Origin of the sequence: Atopobium minutum 10063974, assembly GCF_000364325.1 — a bacterium.
Classification (GTDB): Bacteria; Actinomycetota; Coriobacteriia; order Coriobacteriales; family Atopobiaceae; genus Atopobium; species Atopobium minutum.
Genome location: NZ_KB822533.1, coordinates 405,506 through 423,239 on the forward strand (window position 1 = coordinate 405,506; position 17,734 = coordinate 423,239).

The 17,734-nt window shown below is 51.9% G+C and carries 15 protein-coding genes; all 15 read left to right on the top strand.

The features are described 5' to 3' along the window. The first annotated feature begins 545 nt into the window (after positions 1-545). The 15 genes from rplJ to rplV all read left to right on the top strand — a co-directional run bounded on the left by rplJ (position 546) and on the right by rplV (position 17,734). On the top strand, positions 546-1,067 hold the full coding sequence (gene rplJ, locus HMPREF1091_RS01955) for a 50S ribosomal protein L10 (RefSeq protein WP_002563150.1): 522 nt from the start codon (positions 546-548) through the stop codon (positions 1,065-1,067). Positions 1,068-1,139: 72 nt separating this feature from the next. After that, on the top strand, positions 1,140-1,511 hold the full coding sequence (gene rplL, locus HMPREF1091_RS01960; RefSeq protein ID WP_002563151.1) for a 50S ribosomal protein L7/L12: 372 nt from the start codon (positions 1,140-1,142) through the stop codon (positions 1,509-1,511). A gap of 356 nt (positions 1,512-1,867) precedes the next feature. Then, positions 1,868-5,377, top strand: a complete 3,510-nt coding sequence (rpoB, locus tag HMPREF1091_RS01965; protein WP_002563152.1) for a DNA-directed RNA polymerase subunit beta — start codon at positions 1,868-1,870, stop codon at positions 5,375-5,377. 5 nt (positions 5,378-5,382) lie between these two features. Continuing rightward, positions 5,383-9,819 (top strand): DNA-directed RNA polymerase subunit beta', encoded by a 4,437-nt coding sequence (locus tag HMPREF1091_RS01970; RefSeq protein WP_002563153.1) that lies wholly within the window; start codon positions 5,383-5,385, stop codon positions 9,817-9,819. Between the two features lie 338 nt (positions 9,820-10,157). After that, entirely contained in the window at positions 10,158-10,526 is a 369-nt protein-coding gene (gene rpsL / locus HMPREF1091_RS01975; RefSeq protein ID WP_002563154.1) for a 30S ribosomal protein S12, read from the top strand. A 48-nt stretch (positions 10,527-10,574) separates the two neighbouring features. Then, a complete protein-coding gene (gene rpsG, locus HMPREF1091_RS01980; RefSeq protein WP_002563155.1) occupies positions 10,575-11,045 on the top strand; it encodes a 30S ribosomal protein S7 in 471 nt (156 codons plus the stop codon). 21 nt (positions 11,046-11,066) lie between these two features. Then, on the top strand, positions 11,067-13,163 hold the full coding sequence (gene fusA / locus HMPREF1091_RS01985) for an elongation factor G (protein WP_002563156.1): 2,097 nt from the start codon (positions 11,067-11,069) through the stop codon (positions 13,161-13,163). A 47-nt stretch (positions 13,164-13,210) separates the two neighbouring features. Continuing rightward, the gene (gene rpsJ / locus HMPREF1091_RS01990; RefSeq protein WP_002563157.1) at positions 13,211-13,519 is read left to right on the top strand and encodes a 30S ribosomal protein S10; all 309 of its coding nucleotides are present in this window, start codon (positions 13,211-13,213) and stop codon (positions 13,517-13,519) included. 89 nt (positions 13,520-13,608) lie between these two features. After that, positions 13,609-14,253 carry a zinc ribbon domain-containing protein gene (locus tag HMPREF1091_RS01995; protein ID WP_002563158.1) on the top strand — a complete coding sequence of 215 codons (645 nt, stop codon included), beginning with the start codon at positions 13,609-13,611 and terminating at the stop codon, positions 14,251-14,253. A gap of 234 nt (positions 14,254-14,487) precedes the next feature. Continuing rightward, on the top strand, positions 14,488-15,108 hold the full coding sequence (rplC, locus tag HMPREF1091_RS02000; protein WP_002563159.1) for a 50S ribosomal protein L3: 621 nt from the start codon (positions 14,488-14,490) through the stop codon (positions 15,106-15,108). A gap of 42 nt (positions 15,109-15,150) precedes the next feature. Then, positions 15,151-15,777, top strand: coding sequence for a 50S ribosomal protein L4 (rplD, locus tag HMPREF1091_RS02005; RefSeq protein WP_002563160.1), 627 nt, complete (start codon positions 15,151-15,153; stop codon positions 15,775-15,777). Beyond that, positions 15,777-16,079 (top strand): 50S ribosomal protein L23, encoded by a 303-nt coding sequence (gene rplW / locus HMPREF1091_RS02010; protein ID WP_002563161.1) that lies wholly within the window; start codon positions 15,777-15,779, stop codon positions 16,077-16,079. The genes rplD and rplW overlap by 1 nt, the downstream gene beginning before the upstream one ends. 159 nt (positions 16,080-16,238) lie before the next feature. Further along, positions 16,239-17,072, top strand: a complete 834-nt coding sequence (gene rplB, locus HMPREF1091_RS02015) for a 50S ribosomal protein L2 (RefSeq protein ID WP_002563162.1) — start codon at positions 16,239-16,241, stop codon at positions 17,070-17,072. 23 nt (positions 17,073-17,095) lie between these two features. After that, complete coding sequence (rpsS, locus tag HMPREF1091_RS02020) at positions 17,096-17,356, top strand: 30S ribosomal protein S19 (protein WP_002563163.1); 261 nt, start codon at positions 17,096-17,098, stop codon at positions 17,354-17,356. A 15-nt stretch (positions 17,357-17,371) separates the two neighbouring features. Next, positions 17,372-17,734 (top strand): 50S ribosomal protein L22, encoded by a 363-nt coding sequence (gene rplV, locus HMPREF1091_RS02025; RefSeq protein ID WP_002563164.1) that lies wholly within the window; start codon positions 17,372-17,374, stop codon positions 17,732-17,734.

The following is a 17,734-nucleotide window of genomic DNA, read 5'->3' on the forward strand; positions in this document are numbered from 1 at the left end:
TCCTAAAGCACCTCATCTCACCGATGGGGTGTTTTTTTGTATAGCAAATACAGGTATTGTTTATGGTTGACGATAGGGTTTGGCAAATTTACTCAACAAGCTACGCTACTTAAGGCAAACACTAAAGTTTCTGATAATGACCATGAGAAAAAAGATAGTAAGTCTGCAGTAGATACCTATGGTGATGAGGCGGTAGCAAACTACCTTTATAACTTGATTCAAGAACCGAGTGCTTAAGCATGACAAAACTATGGAATAACAGCGCAGTACGCAGGACCTTCTCGCTTGTACTTGACGAGAAGACCGTCTCGTTGCAAAATAATCAATTGCTAAAACACAAGTTTTAGCAGACGTTTAGCACGTCCACTGCCAGAGACAGCTGGTGCCCACAAGGGCCTAAGGGGAGCAGTTGCACCCGCCCGCCGAGGTGGTCTAAAGAGCTTGTATCTTCTGACCCCGTCTGGCAAAAGTTGGCGGGGTCTTTGCATGCAAGGGCCCACCGTGCAGGTGGTTCGTGCCCGAGCTATGCATAAAGGAGGTGTCACATGCCAGCACAGTCCAAGTTCGATATGCTCGAGAAGGTATCTGCCTCTCTCGAGAATGCTGCAGGTCTTTTTGTAATCGACTATCGCGGTCTTTCTGTAAAGGAAGCACAGCAGCTTCGTCGTAACCTACGTGAAGCCAATGCAGAGATGAAGGTCTACAAGAACAACATCGTAAAGATTGCTCTTGAGAAGGCCGGTCTGCCTGCGATTGATGAGGTACTGATCGGTACCTGCGCATACGTTTTTTACGAGAACGACCCTGTAGATGCAGCTAAGGTCATCAAGGAGACAAGCAAGTCTCTGAAGAAGATTGAGTTCCTTGGCGGTATCGCAGACGGTAAGGCAGTTAACGCAGCAGAGGCAAACGCTATCGCAGATCTTCCTTCTCGCGAGGAGCTTATTGCCAAGTTCGTTGGTTGCATTTCCAATCCTCTTTCCGGCGTTGTCCGTGTACTCAATGGCCCCGCACAGGGTCTTCACACGGTGCTTTCCGCAGTGGAGGACCAGAAGAGCGCCGCATAGCAGCGTGATTCACCCAACTTTTACATTGAGCTAAGGGCATCAAGAGGGTGCCCCTAACAAAGGAGAATTGACATGGCTGTCACCAAGGATGAAATTATTGAGGCTCTCAAGGAGATGCCAGCGCTCGAGCTTTCCGAGCTTGTACACGAGCTTGAGGAGGTATTCGGCGTATCTGCAGCTGCTCCCGTTGCTGCTGTTGCTGCTCCCGTTGCTGCTGAGGCTGCTGAGGAGAAGACCAACTTTGACGTAGTTCTCGAGGGCTTTGGCGAGAACAAGATTGCTGTTATTAAGGTAGTTCGTGAGCTCACCTCTGCTGGTCTGAAGGAGGCCAAGGAGATGGTAGAGTCCGCTCCTAAGGCAATTCTTGAGGGCGCAAAGAAGGAAGACGCTGAGGCTGCTAAGGCTAAGCTCGAAGAGGCTGGCGCTGCTGTAACCCTTAAGTAAATCCTTTTTTGGATATACCTCTTACAAGCCTTACCGCTGTAAGAATAGGTGTGAGGGCAGTTAAGAGAGTAGCTTGTTCACAAGCAAAGACCCCTGGCCACATGCCGGGGGTCTTTTTTCGCTCTGATTTGCCAATAAAATCGTTCACAAAGCCAGCTGTTTGGTGTACACTAATAGGTCCACACGGTACCTACATATTCTTATTTTTGTTTAAGCAGGTAAACAGCTTGTCTGTTTTCTTTACTGTAAAAAACAGCTAAAGTCAAGCATTTTAATTGACCAAACCTACTTCCTTCGGTAAATTATTAGATTGCGATATTTGTCGCATTATGTCGTTCCGAAGGAGGAAACACCTGGTGCCTACCACAAAGATTTCCACTACTACCTCCGCAAATGCACGTGAGCGCGTGAGCTTTAGCAAAATTCGCTCTAACGTCGAGCCACCCAACCTCATTGAAGTTCAGAAGGAGTCGTTCCGTCGTTTTATGACGACCGGTTTGGACGAAGCCTTCGCAGAGGCATCTCCTATCGAGAATGCCGCTGGAACTATGGAGGTTTCGTTTGGCGAGCATCAGTTTGGAGATCCTGCGCACACCATAGCAGAATGCCGTGCAAAGGATATTTCTTATCAGGCTCCCATGCTTGTAGAGGTTCGCTTCGTCAACAAAGAGACAGGCGAAATTAAGGAGCAGCTCGTATTCATGGGTGATTTCCCACTCATGACCGAGCGTGGTACGTTTATTATCAATGGCTCTGAGCGCGTTGTTGTTTCTCAGCTTGTCCGTTCCCCAGGTGTGTATTTCTCTGAGGAGACGGATAGCGGTGTGCTGGTACACCGTGCCCAGTTTATCCCCGCCCGCGGTGCATGGCTGGAGTTTGAGGTCGATAAACGCGGTCAGCTTGTGGTATCTATCGATCGCAAGCGTCGTCAATCTGCAGCCTTGTTACTGCGCGCCCTGGGCATTGCAGAGTCCGATGATGACATTCTCAACCTGCTGGGTGATTCTGACGTAGTCCGCTCCACCATCGAGCGCGATTCCGTACAGACCCGCCAGGCTGCGCTAGAAGAGATTTATCGTCGTCAGCGTCCCGGCGAGCCCGTTACGGCAGATTCTGCTCGCTCGCTGCTTGATGGCCTGTTCTTTAACCCCATGCGCTATGACCTTGCTAAGGTCGGCCGCTACAAGATCAATAAAAAGCTGACGCTTGACACAGAGGCAGATGTCACCACGCTTACCGAGGAGGACATCGTCGTTGCTCTGCGTTATTTGCTTGCGTTGCATGCTGGCGATACTACCAAGAAGGTTGACGACATTGACCACTTTGGTAACCGTCGTGTACGCACGGTAGGCGAGCTGGTACAAAACCAGTTCCGTATCGGCATGAGCCGTATGGAGCGCGTCATTCGTGAGCGCATGGCTTCTCAGGATGCGGACGACATCACACCGCAATCCCTTATCAACATCCGTCCTATTGTGGCAGCAATCAAGGAGTTCTATGGCTCTTCTCAGCTGTCCCAATTTATGGACCAATCCAATCCGCTTGCTGGTCTTACCAATAAGCGTCGTCTTTCTGCGTTGGGACCTGGCGGTCTTGCGGGCCACAAGTCCGGCTCCAGCCGTCGTACCAATGTTCCTACGGCAGTGCGTGACGTTCACAACTCTCACTATGCTCGTATGTGTCCTATCGAGACCCCCGAAGGACCAAACATTGGTCTTATCGGCTCGTTGGCACTGTACGCCCATGTAAACGAGTACGGCTTTATTGAGTCTCCGTATCGTCGTGTTGTGGATGGCACCCTTACGGACGAGGTCGTATGGATGACAGCAGATGAGGAGGAGCAGCACAACATTGCTCCTGCTAACACCCCTGTTGATCCCAAGACGGGCGAGTTTATTGAGCTCGATCCTCTTACCGGCAAGCTTGCCAAGCCCACCCGCGTGGTTGCTCGTACCCGTGACTTTGACGGTTCCTTTGGTGCACCTGCACAGGTGCCCGTAGAGGACATTGACTTCATGGACGTTTCTGCCCGTCAGCTTTTGTCGGTAGCAGCAACGCTCATTCCCTTCCTTGAGCACGATGACGCTAAGCGTACCCTCATGGGTGCAAACATGCAGCGTCAGGCCGTGCCCCTGATCAGGGCATCCGCGCCTTTGGTAGGTACGGGCATGGAGGCTCGTGCGGCGCTTGATTCTGGCGAGATGATCTGCGCTGTTGAGGACGGTCGTGTTGTAGAGGTAGACGCGCTTCACGCAGTGGTTAAGGGTGCCAGTGGCGAGAAAAGCTACGAGTTCCCCAAGTTTGAGCGTTCCAACCAGTCCACCTGCATTAACCATCGCCCCGTTGTTAAGCTTGGCGATGACGTTGTGGCTGGTCAGCCTTTGGCAGACGGTACCTCTATTGATAAGGGTGAGCTTGCTTTGGGCAAGAACTTGCTGGTAGCGTACATGCCTTGGGAAGGCTTCAACTACGAGGACGGTATCGTTGTTTCCGAGCGTGTGGTAGAGGAAGACCTGCTTACCTCTATTAACATTTCTCGTCATGAGGTTGATGCCCGCGATACCAAGCTTGGCGCAGAGGAAATTACGCGTGAAATTCCTAACATGTCTGAGGACATGGTCGCCAACCTTGATGAGGACGGCATTATTCGCGTTGGTGCAGAGGTCGGCCCTGGTGACATTCTGGTTGGCAAGGTTACCCCTAAGGGCGAGACAGCCCTCACCGCAGAGGAGCGCTTGCTGCGCGCTATCTTTGGTGCCAAGGCCCATGATGTCCGCGACACCTCTTTGAAGATGCCTCATGGTTCCTACGGCCGCGTTGTAGAGGTAGTTCGCTTTAGCCGTGAAGCCGGCGACGATCTGCCCCCAGGAGTAAATGACCTGGTCCGCGTCTTTGTCGCCCAGCGTCGTAAGATCCAGCAGGGCGATAAGATCTCTGGCCGTCACGGTAACAAGGGCGTTGTATGTCGTGTTCTTCCCGTTGAGGATATGCCGTATATGGCAGACGGTACACCCATCGACGTGCTGCTCGACCCCCTGGGCGTTCCTTCTCGTATGAATGTGGGACAGCTGCTTGAGTGCCACCTTGGTTGGGCTGCAAGCAACGGTTGGGACACTACGTCGGATCAGTCTGATACCTACGTGCCCGGCCCCATGTTTGTCTCGACGCCCGTCTTTGATGGCGCCAATGATGAAGAAGTGGCAGAGGTGCTGCGTCGTGCCAACGTAAACTTGGTCAACAAGGCCAAGCAGGAGTATGGCGAGCATATCAACGAGGCCTTCATCCCTCAGCTCAATGACATGGGCAAGACCACGTTGTATGATGGCCGCACCGGTGAGCCCTTCCGCGATCAGATCACTGTGGGCACCAGCTATATCTTGAAGCTTGGGCACATGGTTGACGATAAGATCCACGCTCGTTCCACCGGTCCTTACAGTCTGGTAACCCAGCAGCCTTTGGGCGGTAAGGCTCAATTTGGTGGTCAGCGCTTTGGTGAGATGGAAGTTTGGGCTCTGTACGCATACGGCGCTGCCAATGTGCTCCAGGAGATTTTGACCGTTAAGTCCGATGACACCATTGGTCGTGTTAAGACCTACGAGTCTATCGTGAAGGATGAGAATGTACCTGCTGCAGGTACGCCTGAGTCCTTCAAGGTTCTTGTCAAGGAAATGCGTTCACTCGCACTTTCCATTGAGCCTATCAACTACAAGAAGGTTTCCAGGAACACCGCAGCCAACACCGTATCTGACCAGAGTGTGGACGATGTATTCTCCGCAGTAGATGAGGCTGCTTCCTTGATTGGGGACCTATCTAACGCTGCAGACGTCGAAGTTCTTGTCGGCGACGTCCAGAACGATAAGGAGTAACAAACGTGGCAGATTTCGATAGCACCGACTTCGATGCCATTAAGATCTCGCTTGCTTCTGCCGATCAGATCCGTAGCTGGTCTTTTGGTGAGGTAAAGAAGCCTGAGACGATTAACTACCGTACGCTCAAGCCAGAAAAAGATGGCTTGTTCTGCGAGAAGATCTTTGGACCAGTCAAGGACTGGGAGTGCTCTTGCGGTAAGTACAAGGGAATTCGTTTTAAGGGCATCGTATGCGAGCGCTGTGGCGTAGAGGTAACCAGTGCCAAGGTTCGTCGTGACCGCATGGGTCATATCGAGCTTGCCGCTCCTGTGAGCCATATCTGGTACTTCAAGTCTCCTAACAGCTTCCCTCTGGCTCGTTTGCTTGATGTTAAGGGCAAAGACCTTGAGAAAATTCTCTACTTTGCAAGCTATGTCATTACCGAGGTAGATACCGAGGCCCGTGAGGCCGATAAGGACGATCTGCGCGAGGAGCTTGCAGCCGATATTGAAGAGCTGGATGCAGAGCGCGATGAGCAGATTGCGCGCGTTCGTGAGCAGGGAGAAGACTCTGGCAACAGCTTTGATGATGTAGAGCCTCTGACCGCAGATGAGGTGCGCGCCGAGGTAGCAGACATCGAGGAAGAGTACGAGGAAGAAAAGAATCTTCGTCGTGAGGCGTATGAGCGCTTTATGCAGCTCAGCAAGCGTGATCTCATCTCTGATGAGTCCCTGTTCCGTGAGATGAAGCGCTACTATTCCATCTACTTTAAGGGAGGCATGGGCGCCGAGGCAGTACGTGATCTTCTGCGCTCCATTGACCTGGAGAAAGAGTCCAAAGAGCTGCGCGAGATCATCGCAGACGTAGATGGTCAGAAGGCCAAGCGCGAGAAGGCCGTCAAGCGTCTGGAAATTGTCGATGCCTTCCTGGAGGGTCGTAATGATCCTGCGGACATGATCTTGGATGTTATCCCTGTTATTCCGCCAGATCTGCGTCCTATGGTTCAGCTTGATGGTGGTCGCTTTGCCGCGTCCGACCTCAATGACCTGTATCGTCGCGTGATCAACCGCAACAATCGCCTCAAGCGCTTGCTTGATCTGGATGCTCCCGCAATCATTGTCAATAACGAGAAGCGCATGCTGCAAGAGGCGGTAGACGCGCTGTTTGATAATGGTCGTCGTGGTCGTCCGGTAACCGGTCGTGGTGGTCGTCCTCTGAAGTCTCTTGCAGAGGCACTCAAGGGCAAGCAGGGTCGCTTCCGTCAGAACCTGTTGGGTAAGCGCGTAGACTACTCTGGCCGTTCGGTAATCGTTGTAGACCCCCAGCTTAAGCTGCATCAGTGTGGCCTTCCCAAGGCTATGGCACTGGAGCTGTTTAAGCCCTTTGTCATGCGTCGTCTTGTTGAGCTTAACAAGGTTGAGAATATCAAGGGTGCTAAGCGCGCCATTGACCGCGCTATCCCTGCGGTATGGGACGTTTTGGAAGAGGTCATCCAGGACCGCCTGGTATTGCTCAACCGCGCCCCAACGCTGCACCGTCTTTCCATCCAGGCATTTGAGCCCGTTTTGGTAGAGGGTAAGGCTATCCACCTGCATCCTCTGGTTTGCGCACCCTTTAACGCAGACTTTGACGGCGACCAAATGTCGGTACACGTACCTCTTTCCACGCAGGCTCAGACCGAAGCACGCGTTTTGATGCTTTCGTCCAACAATGTCCGCAGTCCAGCCTCGGGCAAGGTGCTTACCGTTCCTTCTCAGGATATGGTCTTTGGCGTGTACTTCCTTACTACTTCCAAGGATGAGGTTGCTGGCCAGGGTCGCGTATTCTCCAACTTCGATGACGCTATGAGTGCGTACGATTCTCGTAGCGAGCTGGATATTCAGGCAAAGATTACGGTTCGTGTAACGGCTGCTGACGCTAACGTAGAGAAGGACGGCAAGAAGTTCTTCCGCGTTCGCAATGGCCGCAATGATGTTGTGGACTTTGATGTAACCGACGCCGCCGCTCGCTTTGAGACCACGGTTGGGCGCATTATCTTTAACCGTCAGTGCCTGCCTGCAGACTATCCCTTTATCAACTACAAGATGGTAAAGAGCGATATGAGCAAGCTGGTTAATGACTGCTGTGATCGCTACTCGCTCACAGAGGTAGAAGAGATTCTCGATAGCATCAAGTATGCTGGCTTCCACTTTGCAACCCGTGCAGGCCTTACGGTCTCTGTATGGGATGCGGTCATTCCTGATGACAAGGAGCAGATGCTTGAAGAAGCACAGACTGCGGTTAATGAGATCAACGAGAACTACGAGGATGGCCTTCTGTCCGAGCGTGAGCGTCACGCCGAGGTAATTCAGGCGTGGACGGCATGCACGGAGGAGCTGGGCTCTAAGATGTTGGATGGCTTTGCAGAGGACAACCCCATTTACATGATGGCTGATTCCGGTGCTCGTGGTTCTAAGACGCAGCTGCGCCAGCTTGCTGGTATGCGTGGTCTGATGGCAGACATGTCCGGCGATACCATCGACCTGCCCATTAAGGCAAACTTCCGTGAGGGCCTTGAGCCTTTGGAGTACTTCATCTCTACCTATGGTGCCCGTAAGGGTCTGGTAGATACCGCGTCTCACACCTCCGACTCCGGTTATCTAACCCGTCGTTTGGTCGATGTGGCCCAGGACGTTATTGTGCGCGAAGAGGACTGCGGTACTGATGAGGGCGTTACCTACAACCTTATCAAGCCTGGTACCACCGACCTCAACACGGATCTTATTGGCCGCTGCGCCCTTAATGACATCGTGGACGAGACGGGCAATGTGGTTCTTGCCAAGGATGAGTACCTTGAGTCCGCAGACGACATTCAAAAGCTTGTTGATGCGGGACTTAAACAGGTTGAGCTGCGCGCTTTGCTTACCTGCCGCTCCAAGTACGGCGTATGCCAGAAGTGCTACGGTTGGGATCTTTCCACCCGTCGTCCCGTCAACATTGGTACGGCAGTTGGTATTATCGCAGCTCAGTCCATTGGTGAGCCCGGTACTCAGCTTACGATGCGTACCATTCACTCCGGCGGCGTAGCAGGTGCAGACGATATTACGCAGGGTCTTCCTACCGTTGCTCGTATGTTTGACGTTGTAGGTAACGTTAACGAGAAGATCTTGGGTCGTGAAGCAGACCTGGCCGAGAACTCCGGCGTTCTTAAGATTATTCCTGAGACTACCGACTACATCCTTCAGATTGTGGATCCAGAAGACACCACCCGCATTATTGTGGAGAAGAAGGTTCCGGTATCTGTTCGCTTTATGCCTGGTATTGAGGACGGCTGTACGGTTCGTGCTGGTGACCAGATTACCAAGGGCTTTGTAAACTTCCGCCGTTTGCGCACGCTGACGGATATTGAATCTACGATGCACATCTTCGTAGAGTCTGTTAAGGATGTTTATACCAGCCAGGGCGTAGATTTGGACGACAAGCACATTGAGGTAATTGCTCGTCAGATGCTGCGTCGTGTTCAGATTACCAACCCCGGCTCTTCTCGCTATCTGCTTAACCAGTATGTGGACCGTTACGAGTTTGCGGATACGGTCAAGGAAATCCAGCTTGCTGGTGGCACGCCTCCCGAGGCAACCCCCGTTATCCTGGGTACCTTGCGCGTTGCAAGCTCTATCGATTCTTGGCTGTCCAGTGCATCGTTTATCCGTACTGCTGGCGTCCTTACCGACGGTGCCATTAGAGGCGAGGTTGACAACCTGCTCGACCTTAAGTCAAACGTTATTGTTGGTAAGCAGATTCCTGCTGGTACTGGTCTTTCCGCCTACAACGATGTTGAGCTTACCTATCACGGTACGCCCATTACTAAGTCAGCAAACGAGAAGACCTTGCCCGAATGGGCACCTGATATGCTTAAGGATATTGAGGAGAAACTCCCTCAGCATCTTGACTGGGTGGGCGATGAGTACCCCATGGGTGGCGTCTATTCCAAGAATGGCCGCACGCTTTCCAGCGAAGAAGCTAAGCTGTATCTGTTTGACGATCTGGGTGTATCTCAGCGTTGGACCAACAAGTTTAGCGAGGTTGGCATCGAGACCGTAGGTGATCTCATTGGTAAGACCGAGGATGATCTGCTACGCATTGATGGCATTGGTGCTAAGGCCATTGAGGAGTTGCGTGACGGTCTTGAGGCACATGACCTGCTGTATATTCTTGAGCCTGATGATGATGTTGCCGATGATGAGGACTTAGCACAGTTGCTTAACATGGTATTTAGTCCCGATGATGACGGCGATATCATGCTGGGCACGGCAGCTCCTGCAACACATCGCTTTACGGATGAGTTGATTGGTGCTCCTTCTTCTAGTGGTAGCTCTGACATGGAGGCTATCAATGAGGATCTGGATTCTCTTGATGACCTGTTAAGTCAGGTGGTTCGTCAGGAAGACGCAGCCGCAGCAGCTGATGACGAAGAAGAGTAGGTCTTTGTAAGCTTTATCTGCTTACGACATAAGCGTGAACAACCTCCCGTTTTCTGTATTGAAAGCGGGAGGTTTTTTAATGTTTCTGTTGTACGTTCATAGCTTGTGGTGTGCAGTTCGTAGTTCAGGGCTCGTCGTTGCGTTATTAAAACTAATAATGCAACGACACAAAAAAATGTGCTCAGGCTGTGAAGTCAGGATACGCCCGGTACCGTGGTGTGTTGACGCTCAAGCTTAAGCGTTGTATCGTTCCACATTGCGACAATTCTAGGTGATGGTGCTGCGTCGCCTTTGAGGGTTAGCATATTTGTTTATCAATAGGTAAGAAGGAGAAAACTTTGCCTACAATTAATCAGCTCGTTCGCCAGGGCCGTGTGAGCGTCAAGGCCAAGTCTAAGAACGCTGCTCTCCAGCACAACCCACAAAAGCGTGGCGTGTGCACGCGTGTATTCACCACCACCCCTAAGAAGCCTAACTCGGCTCTCCGTAAGGTTGCTCGTGTACGCCTGGTAAATGGCATCGAGGTAACCGCATACATTCCTGGTGAGGGTCATAACCTTCAGGAGCACTCCATCGTGCTTATCCGTGGTGGCCGTGTTCGTGACCTTCCTGGTGTTCGTTACAAGATCGTCCGTGGTGCTTTCGACTGCGCAGCAGTTCAAAACCGTAAGCAGAGCCGCTCTCGCTACGGTGCTAAGCGTGGCTAATTAACCAAGGATTACACATTCGTTCCCTAAAGTTCTGAGGAGAAAATAATGCCGCGTCGTGCAGCAGCAGTTCGTCGTGAGGTTCAGCCTGATGCCGTTTATAACAACAGGCTGGTCACTCAACTTATTAACAAAATTTTGCTTGACGGCAAGAAGTCTACCGCCGAGCGCATCGTATACAGCGCCTTTGATCTGGTAGCCGAGAAGACCGGTGAGGATGCCCTTTCCGTATTCAAGAAGGCTATGGACAACGTACGTCCTACCCTTGAGGTTAAGCCTAAGCGTGTTGGTGGCGCTACCTACCAGGTACCAATGGAGGTTAACTCCCGTCGTGCTACCACCCTTGCAATCCGTTGGCTCGTTGGCTTTTCTCGCACCCGCAAGGAGAAGAGCATGTCAGAGCGTCTTGCAAATGAGATTGTGGATGCCTCCAATGGCGTTGGCGCTTCTATCAAGAAGCGTGAGGACGTATTCAAGATGGCAGAGGCTAACCGCGCCTTCTCCCACTACCGCTTCTAATTGGAGGGTCTGGAGTAATTTATGGCAAAGGTTAAGTATAAACTCGAAGATCTTCGTAATATCGGCATCATGGCTCACATTGATGCAGGTAAGACCACAACTACCGAACGTATCCTTTACTACACCGGCAAGACCCACAAGATTGGTGAGGTTCATGACGGTGCAGCTACCATGGACTGGATGGTTCAGGAGCAGGAGCGCGGCGTAACCATTACGTCTGCTGCAACTACCTGCTTTTGGAAGGATCACGTCATTCAGATTATTGACACCCCAGGTCACGTAGACTTTACCGCTGAGGTAGAGCGCTGCTTGCGTGTTCTCGATGGTGCCGTAGCTGTCTTTGACGCTGTAGCAGGTGTACAGCCTCAGTCTGAGACCGTTTGGCGTCAGGCTTCTAACTACAATGTTCCTCGTATTGCGTTCATCAATAAGTTTGACCGCATTGGTGCAGACTTCTTCCATGCTATTGACACCATGAAGGAGCGCCTGTCTGCTAATGCAGTCGCCATTCAGATTCCAATGGGTGCAGAGGACCAGTTCTGGGGTCTTGTTGACCTTGTCACCATGGAAGCATGGGACTTCAAAGAGGACGCCAAGGGCATGATCTTCCCCGAGAAGATGGATGCTATTCCAGAGGAGTTTGCAGATCTTGCTGCCGAGAAGCGCGAAGAGCTTCTCGAGGCTGCTGCCACCTATGACGATGAGCTCATGGAGATGATCCTTGAGGATCAGGAGATTCCTGCAGATAAGCTCAAGAGCGCTATCCGTGCTGGTGTTCTCGCTAACGACCTTAACCCGGTATGCGTTGGTTCTGCATACAAGAACAAGGGCGTTCAGGAGCTGCTTGACGCGGTTATCGATTATCTGCCTAGCCCCTTGGACATTCCTGATGTTGAGGGCACTGATCCCAAGACCGGCAATACGCTCACCCGTAAGGCAGACACCAAGGAGCCCTTCTCGGCTCTTGCCTTTAAGGTTATGACTGACCCCTTCGTAGGTAAGCTCACGTATTTCCGCGTATATTCTGGTCAGGCAGAAGCTGGTAGCTACGTGTACAACTCCGTTAAGGATGGTCGCGAGCGTCTTGGCCGCATCCTTGAGATGAACGCTAATGACCGAGTAGATCGTGAAGAGTGCTCCGCAGGTGATATTGTTGCAGCCGTTGGTCTGAAGAACACCACCACTGGTGACACCCTGTGCGATGAGCACAACAAGATCATTCTCGAATCCATTGAGTTCTCTGATCCTGTAATTGACGTTGCGGTAGAGCCCAAGACCAAGGCCGAGCAGGACAAGATGAGTGTTGGTCTTGCCAAGCTTGCCGAGGAGGATCCAACCTTCCAGGTTCACACCGATCATGAGACCGGCCAGACCATTATTGCTGGTATGGGCGAACTCCACCTGGAGATCATCGTGGACCGTTTGCGTCGTGAGTTCAAGGTAGACGCAAACGTTGGTAAGCCTCAGGTTGCGTATCGTGAGACCGCTGGTCATGCTGTTCAGCATGCAGAGGGCAAGTTCGTACGTCAGTCCGGTGGTCGCGGTCAGTATGGTCATGCCATTATCGACATGGAACCAGCTCAGCCCGGTACTGGCTATGAGTTTGTTAACGCAATCGTTGGTGGTGTTATCCCCAAGGAGTACATTCCTTCTATCGACAAGGGCATCCAGGAAGCTCTGAACAGCGGCGTTGTAGCTGGCTATCCAGTAGTGGACATCAAGGTAACCCTCGTTGACGGTTCATACCATGAGGTTGACTCCTCTGAGGCAGCCTTCAAGATTGCTGGCTCTATGGCTATCAAGGATGCACTCAAGAAGTCCGATCCTGTTTTGCTTGAGCCTATCGAGGACGTCGTTGTCGAGACTCCCGAGCAGTACATGGGCGACGTCATGGGCAACCTGTCCAGCCGTCGTGGCAAGATTGAGGGCATGGAGGACCGCAAGGATACCAAGATTATCCGCGCTAAGGTGCCTCTGGGTGAGATGTTCGGCTATGCAACCGATCTTCGTTCCCAAACTCAGGGTCGCGCTAGCTATACCATGCAGTTCGGCTCTTATGAGGCAGTCCCCAAGGCTGTTGCCGAGGAGATTGTAAGCAAAGCCGGCGGTAACGCCTAAGAGACAAACCCTTACGAGCTCTAAGCTCAATGATGGAGGTACTTAAAGTGTCAAGTCAGAAGATTAGGATTCGCCTCAAGGGCTACGATCACGAGGTAGTAGATCAGTCCTCGAAGCTTATCGTTGATACCGCACAGAAGACTGGTGCTCGCGTTTCCGGCCCCATTCCTCTGCCCACCGAGCGCAATCTCTACACCGTGATTCGCTCACCCCACAAGGATAAGGACAGCCGTGAGCAGTTTGAGATGCGTACTCACAAGCGTCTCATCGACATTCTCGAGCCTACGTCCTCTACAGTCGATTCGCTTATGCGTCTTGATTTGCCAGCAGGCGTAGACATTCAGATTAAGCTCTAAGCAACCAGCTTAGTAAGCAGGTGTTACGTGCTAAGAGCCCTTGGGAAACCAGGGGCTCTTGTTGTATAGCCCATCTATAAGGAGTACCTATGTATTGTTCACAATGCGGCGCTCAAAATTCTGATGATGCAAAGTTTTGTACCAGTTGTGGTTCGGCGCTTCATGCTGTATCAGCCTCTGCTGCTACAAAAGGACCCGCTAACCCAGCAAAGGAGCCGGAGAAAGATTCGGTATCAGAGGCAAAAGCTTCTATGGGTCAGATGTTCAATTCTGCCGAGAAGGGCGTCCAGCAGGTTGCAGAAAACATTTCAAAGAAGCGCTACCGCGTATTTGAAGAGCCTAAAACAAAGCTTACTATCTGCATACTCATAGGGGTTATCGGCAGCGTGCTTGGCTGTATAATGCCCTATTTCACCGCAAGCTTTACGAGCTTTATGCGTGCTTCGCGCAGTGTTTCTCTCATCCAGAGCGGCGATGGCTTTTTGATCATCCTTGGGGCAGTTGTTACGTTTGTTTTGTATAACCTTCGCAAGGATAAGGCAGGTGCGGTGTGTAGTGGCGCTACCGCTGCAGTAGGCCTTATCAATATCTTCCATACCAACTCTGTTGTTGGTAATTCAGGTATGGGCATCTTTTTGTCGTATGGCATCGGTTATTATCTGCTGCTAGCGGCATCAGTGGTCTTTGCGATTGCGAGCTATCTTTTGTTCAAGGAGCTTAAAGCGAGCAAGTAAGCATGTAGGTAAATCTTATAGATACGCCCGACTACGTGGATATGTAAGCCGCAGGTAGATGCCAAGCTATTTATACGTAGACATTGTGAAGTCATAAAAATGCGTCTACAATAGTTAGGCTGCACCTATAGGGTTTATAGGCCTTGTGGGTGCAATCACACAGGTTGTGGTCCGCTGGGGAAGAGCGTAGGGTGCGCTCTGTAGGTCCTATGACCACCGAAGGTAAGGATTAGTATGGTCAGCACGATTCTCGGCCGCAAGCTTGGGATGACGCAGGTATTTGACGAGAATGACAATGTCGTACCTGTAACCGTAATCCAGGCAGGCCCCTGCGTTATTTCGCAGGTCAAGACCAAAGCAACAGACGGCTATGATGCTGTACAGATTGGCTTTGGTGACATCAAGTCCAAGCAGGTAAATAAGCCTATGGCAGGTCATTTTGCCAAGGCTGGCGTTGAGCCCATGCGCACGCTGCGTGAGGTTCGCGTTGAGGATGGTTCTCAGTTCAACACCGGTGACGTGATTTCTGTAGCCGATTTTGCTGAGGTTGCTTCTGTAGACGTTACCGGCACTTCCAAGGGTAAGGGCTTCCAGGGCACCATCAAGCGTTGGAACTTCCACCGTGGACCTATGACTCACGGTTCTCGTAACCAGCGCAAGCCCGGTTCTATTGGCCAGTGTGCATATCCTGCACGCGTCCGTAAGGGCCTCCACATGGCAGGTCACATGGGCGACGAGCGTGTAACCGTTAAGAACCTTAAGCTGGTTCAGGTTGACGCCGAGCAGAACATCATGCTCGTAAAGGGTGCTGTCCCTGGCGGTAAGAACGCTATCGTCTCTATCCGCATGGCCTAAGGCCACACAGTACCAAGTCTTTAGGCTAACAAGGAGAACATGATGTCTAAGATCGAAATCAAAAACGCTGAGGGGAAGGCTGTAGACACAGTCGAACTTTCCTCTGACGTTTATGGCATTGAGCCAAACATCCCTGTAGTACACCAGGTTGTGGTATGCCAGGCTGCTTCTATGCGTCAGGGCACTCACGCAACCAAGAATCGTTCTGCTGTTTCTGGCGGCGGCGTTAAGCCTTGGCGTCAGAAGGGCACCGGTCGTGCTCGTCAGGGTACCATCCGTGCTCCACAGTGGGCTGGCGGTGGCGTTGTCTTCGGACCTACCCCTCGCTCTCACGCACGTCGTACTAACGCTAAGGAAGTAAAGCTCGCACTGCGTTCCGTACTTTCTGGCAAGCTTGCGGACGCCGAGCTCGTAGTAGTGGACAGCCTCAACTTTGATGCACCCTCTACCAAGCAGGCTGTTGCTCTGCTTAAGAGCCTTGAGCTTGCGGGCAAGCGTGTTACCGTTGTTGTTTCTGACGAGGACATAAACACCTTCTTGTCCTTCCGTAATGTCGAGAAGGTCACGGTAATTGGTGCCTCTGAGGCAACGGCAGCATCTCTCATCGACAACAAGGCACTTATCATGAGTGTTGATGTTGCTAAGCACTTCGAGGAGGTGCTCGCATAATGAACTCTGCATATAACGTAATCATTCGCCCTGTCATTTCTGAGCGTTCTTTTGACCTTATGAGCCAGCATAAGTACACCTTTGAGGTAGCACAAAATGCTGCTAAGGAAGAGATTGCTGATGCCGTGGAGAAGCTTTTCAACGTTCGCGTTGTAAAGGTCAACACCATGTCAGTAAAGCCTAAGAACAAGCGTGTTCGCTACGTTACCGGCAAAACTCGCAGCTGGAAAAAGGCAATCGTTACCCTTGCCGAGGGTGATTCCATTGAGATTTTTGGCAACCAGCAGGTAGCCGAAGCGTAAGTTTGGTAGTAAGGCCCCCACAAACGTGGGGGCATACGTAATGTGTCGTGCGTTATATGGATACGCTCGGCACCGTGGTAATCCGGTGTTACTTCGCTCGAGGCGAAAGCCTCAATCCCTTAAACGAAGTGGCTAACGGATAAAGAAAGGGAAAGTTTTATGGGAGTTAAGCACCTTAAGCCCACAAGCGCGGGCCGTCGCTTCCAGACAATTTCGGATTTTGCCGAGATTACGACGGATAAGCCAGAGAAGTCCCTTCTCGCCCCGCTCTCTAAGCATGCAGGTCGCAACAACAATGGTCGCATTACCACCCGTCACCAGGGCGGCGGCCACAAGCGTCAGTACCGCATCATTGATTTTAAGCGCAACAAGGATGGCATTCCTGCTAAGGTTGCCACCATCGAGTACGATCCTAATCGTTCTGCTCGCATTGCACTGCTTCACTATGTAGACGGCGCAAAGGCATACATTCTTGCACCCAAGGGCCTCAACGTAGGTGATACCGTCATTTCCGGCACTGGTGCAGACATCAAGCCTGGCAACTGCCTGCCTTTGTCTGACATTCCAGTAGGTACCTTGGTACACGCTGTAGAGTTCCAGCCTGGTAAGGGCGCTGCAATTGCACGCTCCGCTGGTACCTCCATTCAGCTCATGGGTAAGGATAATGGCTACGCAGTACTTCGTATGCCTTCCTCTGAGCTTCGTCGCGTGCTGCTTACCTGCCGTGCAACCATCGGCGAGGTTGGCAATGCGGATCACTCCAACATTACGGGCGGTAAAGCTGGCCGTAGTCGTTGGCGCGGCATTCGTCCTACCGTACGTGGTACGGTCATGAACCCCGTTGATCACCCCCACGGCGGCGGCGAGGGCAAGAACCACACTTCTGGTCGTCCTTCTGTATCTCCTTGGGGCAAGCCATCCAAGGGTGCTAAGACACGTGACCCGAAGAAGGCTTCTAACCGTCTGATTATTCGTCGTCGTAAGACGAAGTAAACACGAGTAGTAGGAGATATTAAATGAGCAGAAGTCTCAAGAAGGGCCCGTTTGTGGAGACTCGCCTCCTTGCGCGTGTTGCTGCACAAAACGAGGCTGGCACCAAGGACGTAATCAAGACCTGGTCGCGTTCCTCTACCATCTTCCCCGAGATGGTTGGTCATACCATTGCTGTTCACGATGGTCGTAAGCATGTTCCCGTATACGTGACCGAGTCTATGGTTGGTCACAAATTGGGTGAGTTCGCACCAAGCCGCACATTCCGCGGCCACAAGGTTAAGTAGGGGAGGTAACGACAAATGGCAAACAACACCGCCTCTCAGGAGGTTCGCGCAACCGCCAAGTACGTCCGCGTTGCTCCCCGTAAGGCTCGTCTCGTCGTTGGTACGATTCGCAATCTGTCCGTCGATCGCGCTTTGGAGAAGCTCGCTTTTACCGAGCGCGCCGTTTCCGTTGATGTAGAGAAGGTACTGCGCTCTGCAATTGCAAATGCCGAGAATAACAATGGTCTTCGTCGCGAGAACCTCGTTGTTAAGGCTGCCTTCGTAGACGAGGGTCCTACGCTTAAGCGCATTCGTCCTCGTGCTAAGGGCTCCGCTTCACGCATCAACAAGCGCACGAGTCACATTACTGTAGTTGTCGCTCCACGAAAGGAGGCATAA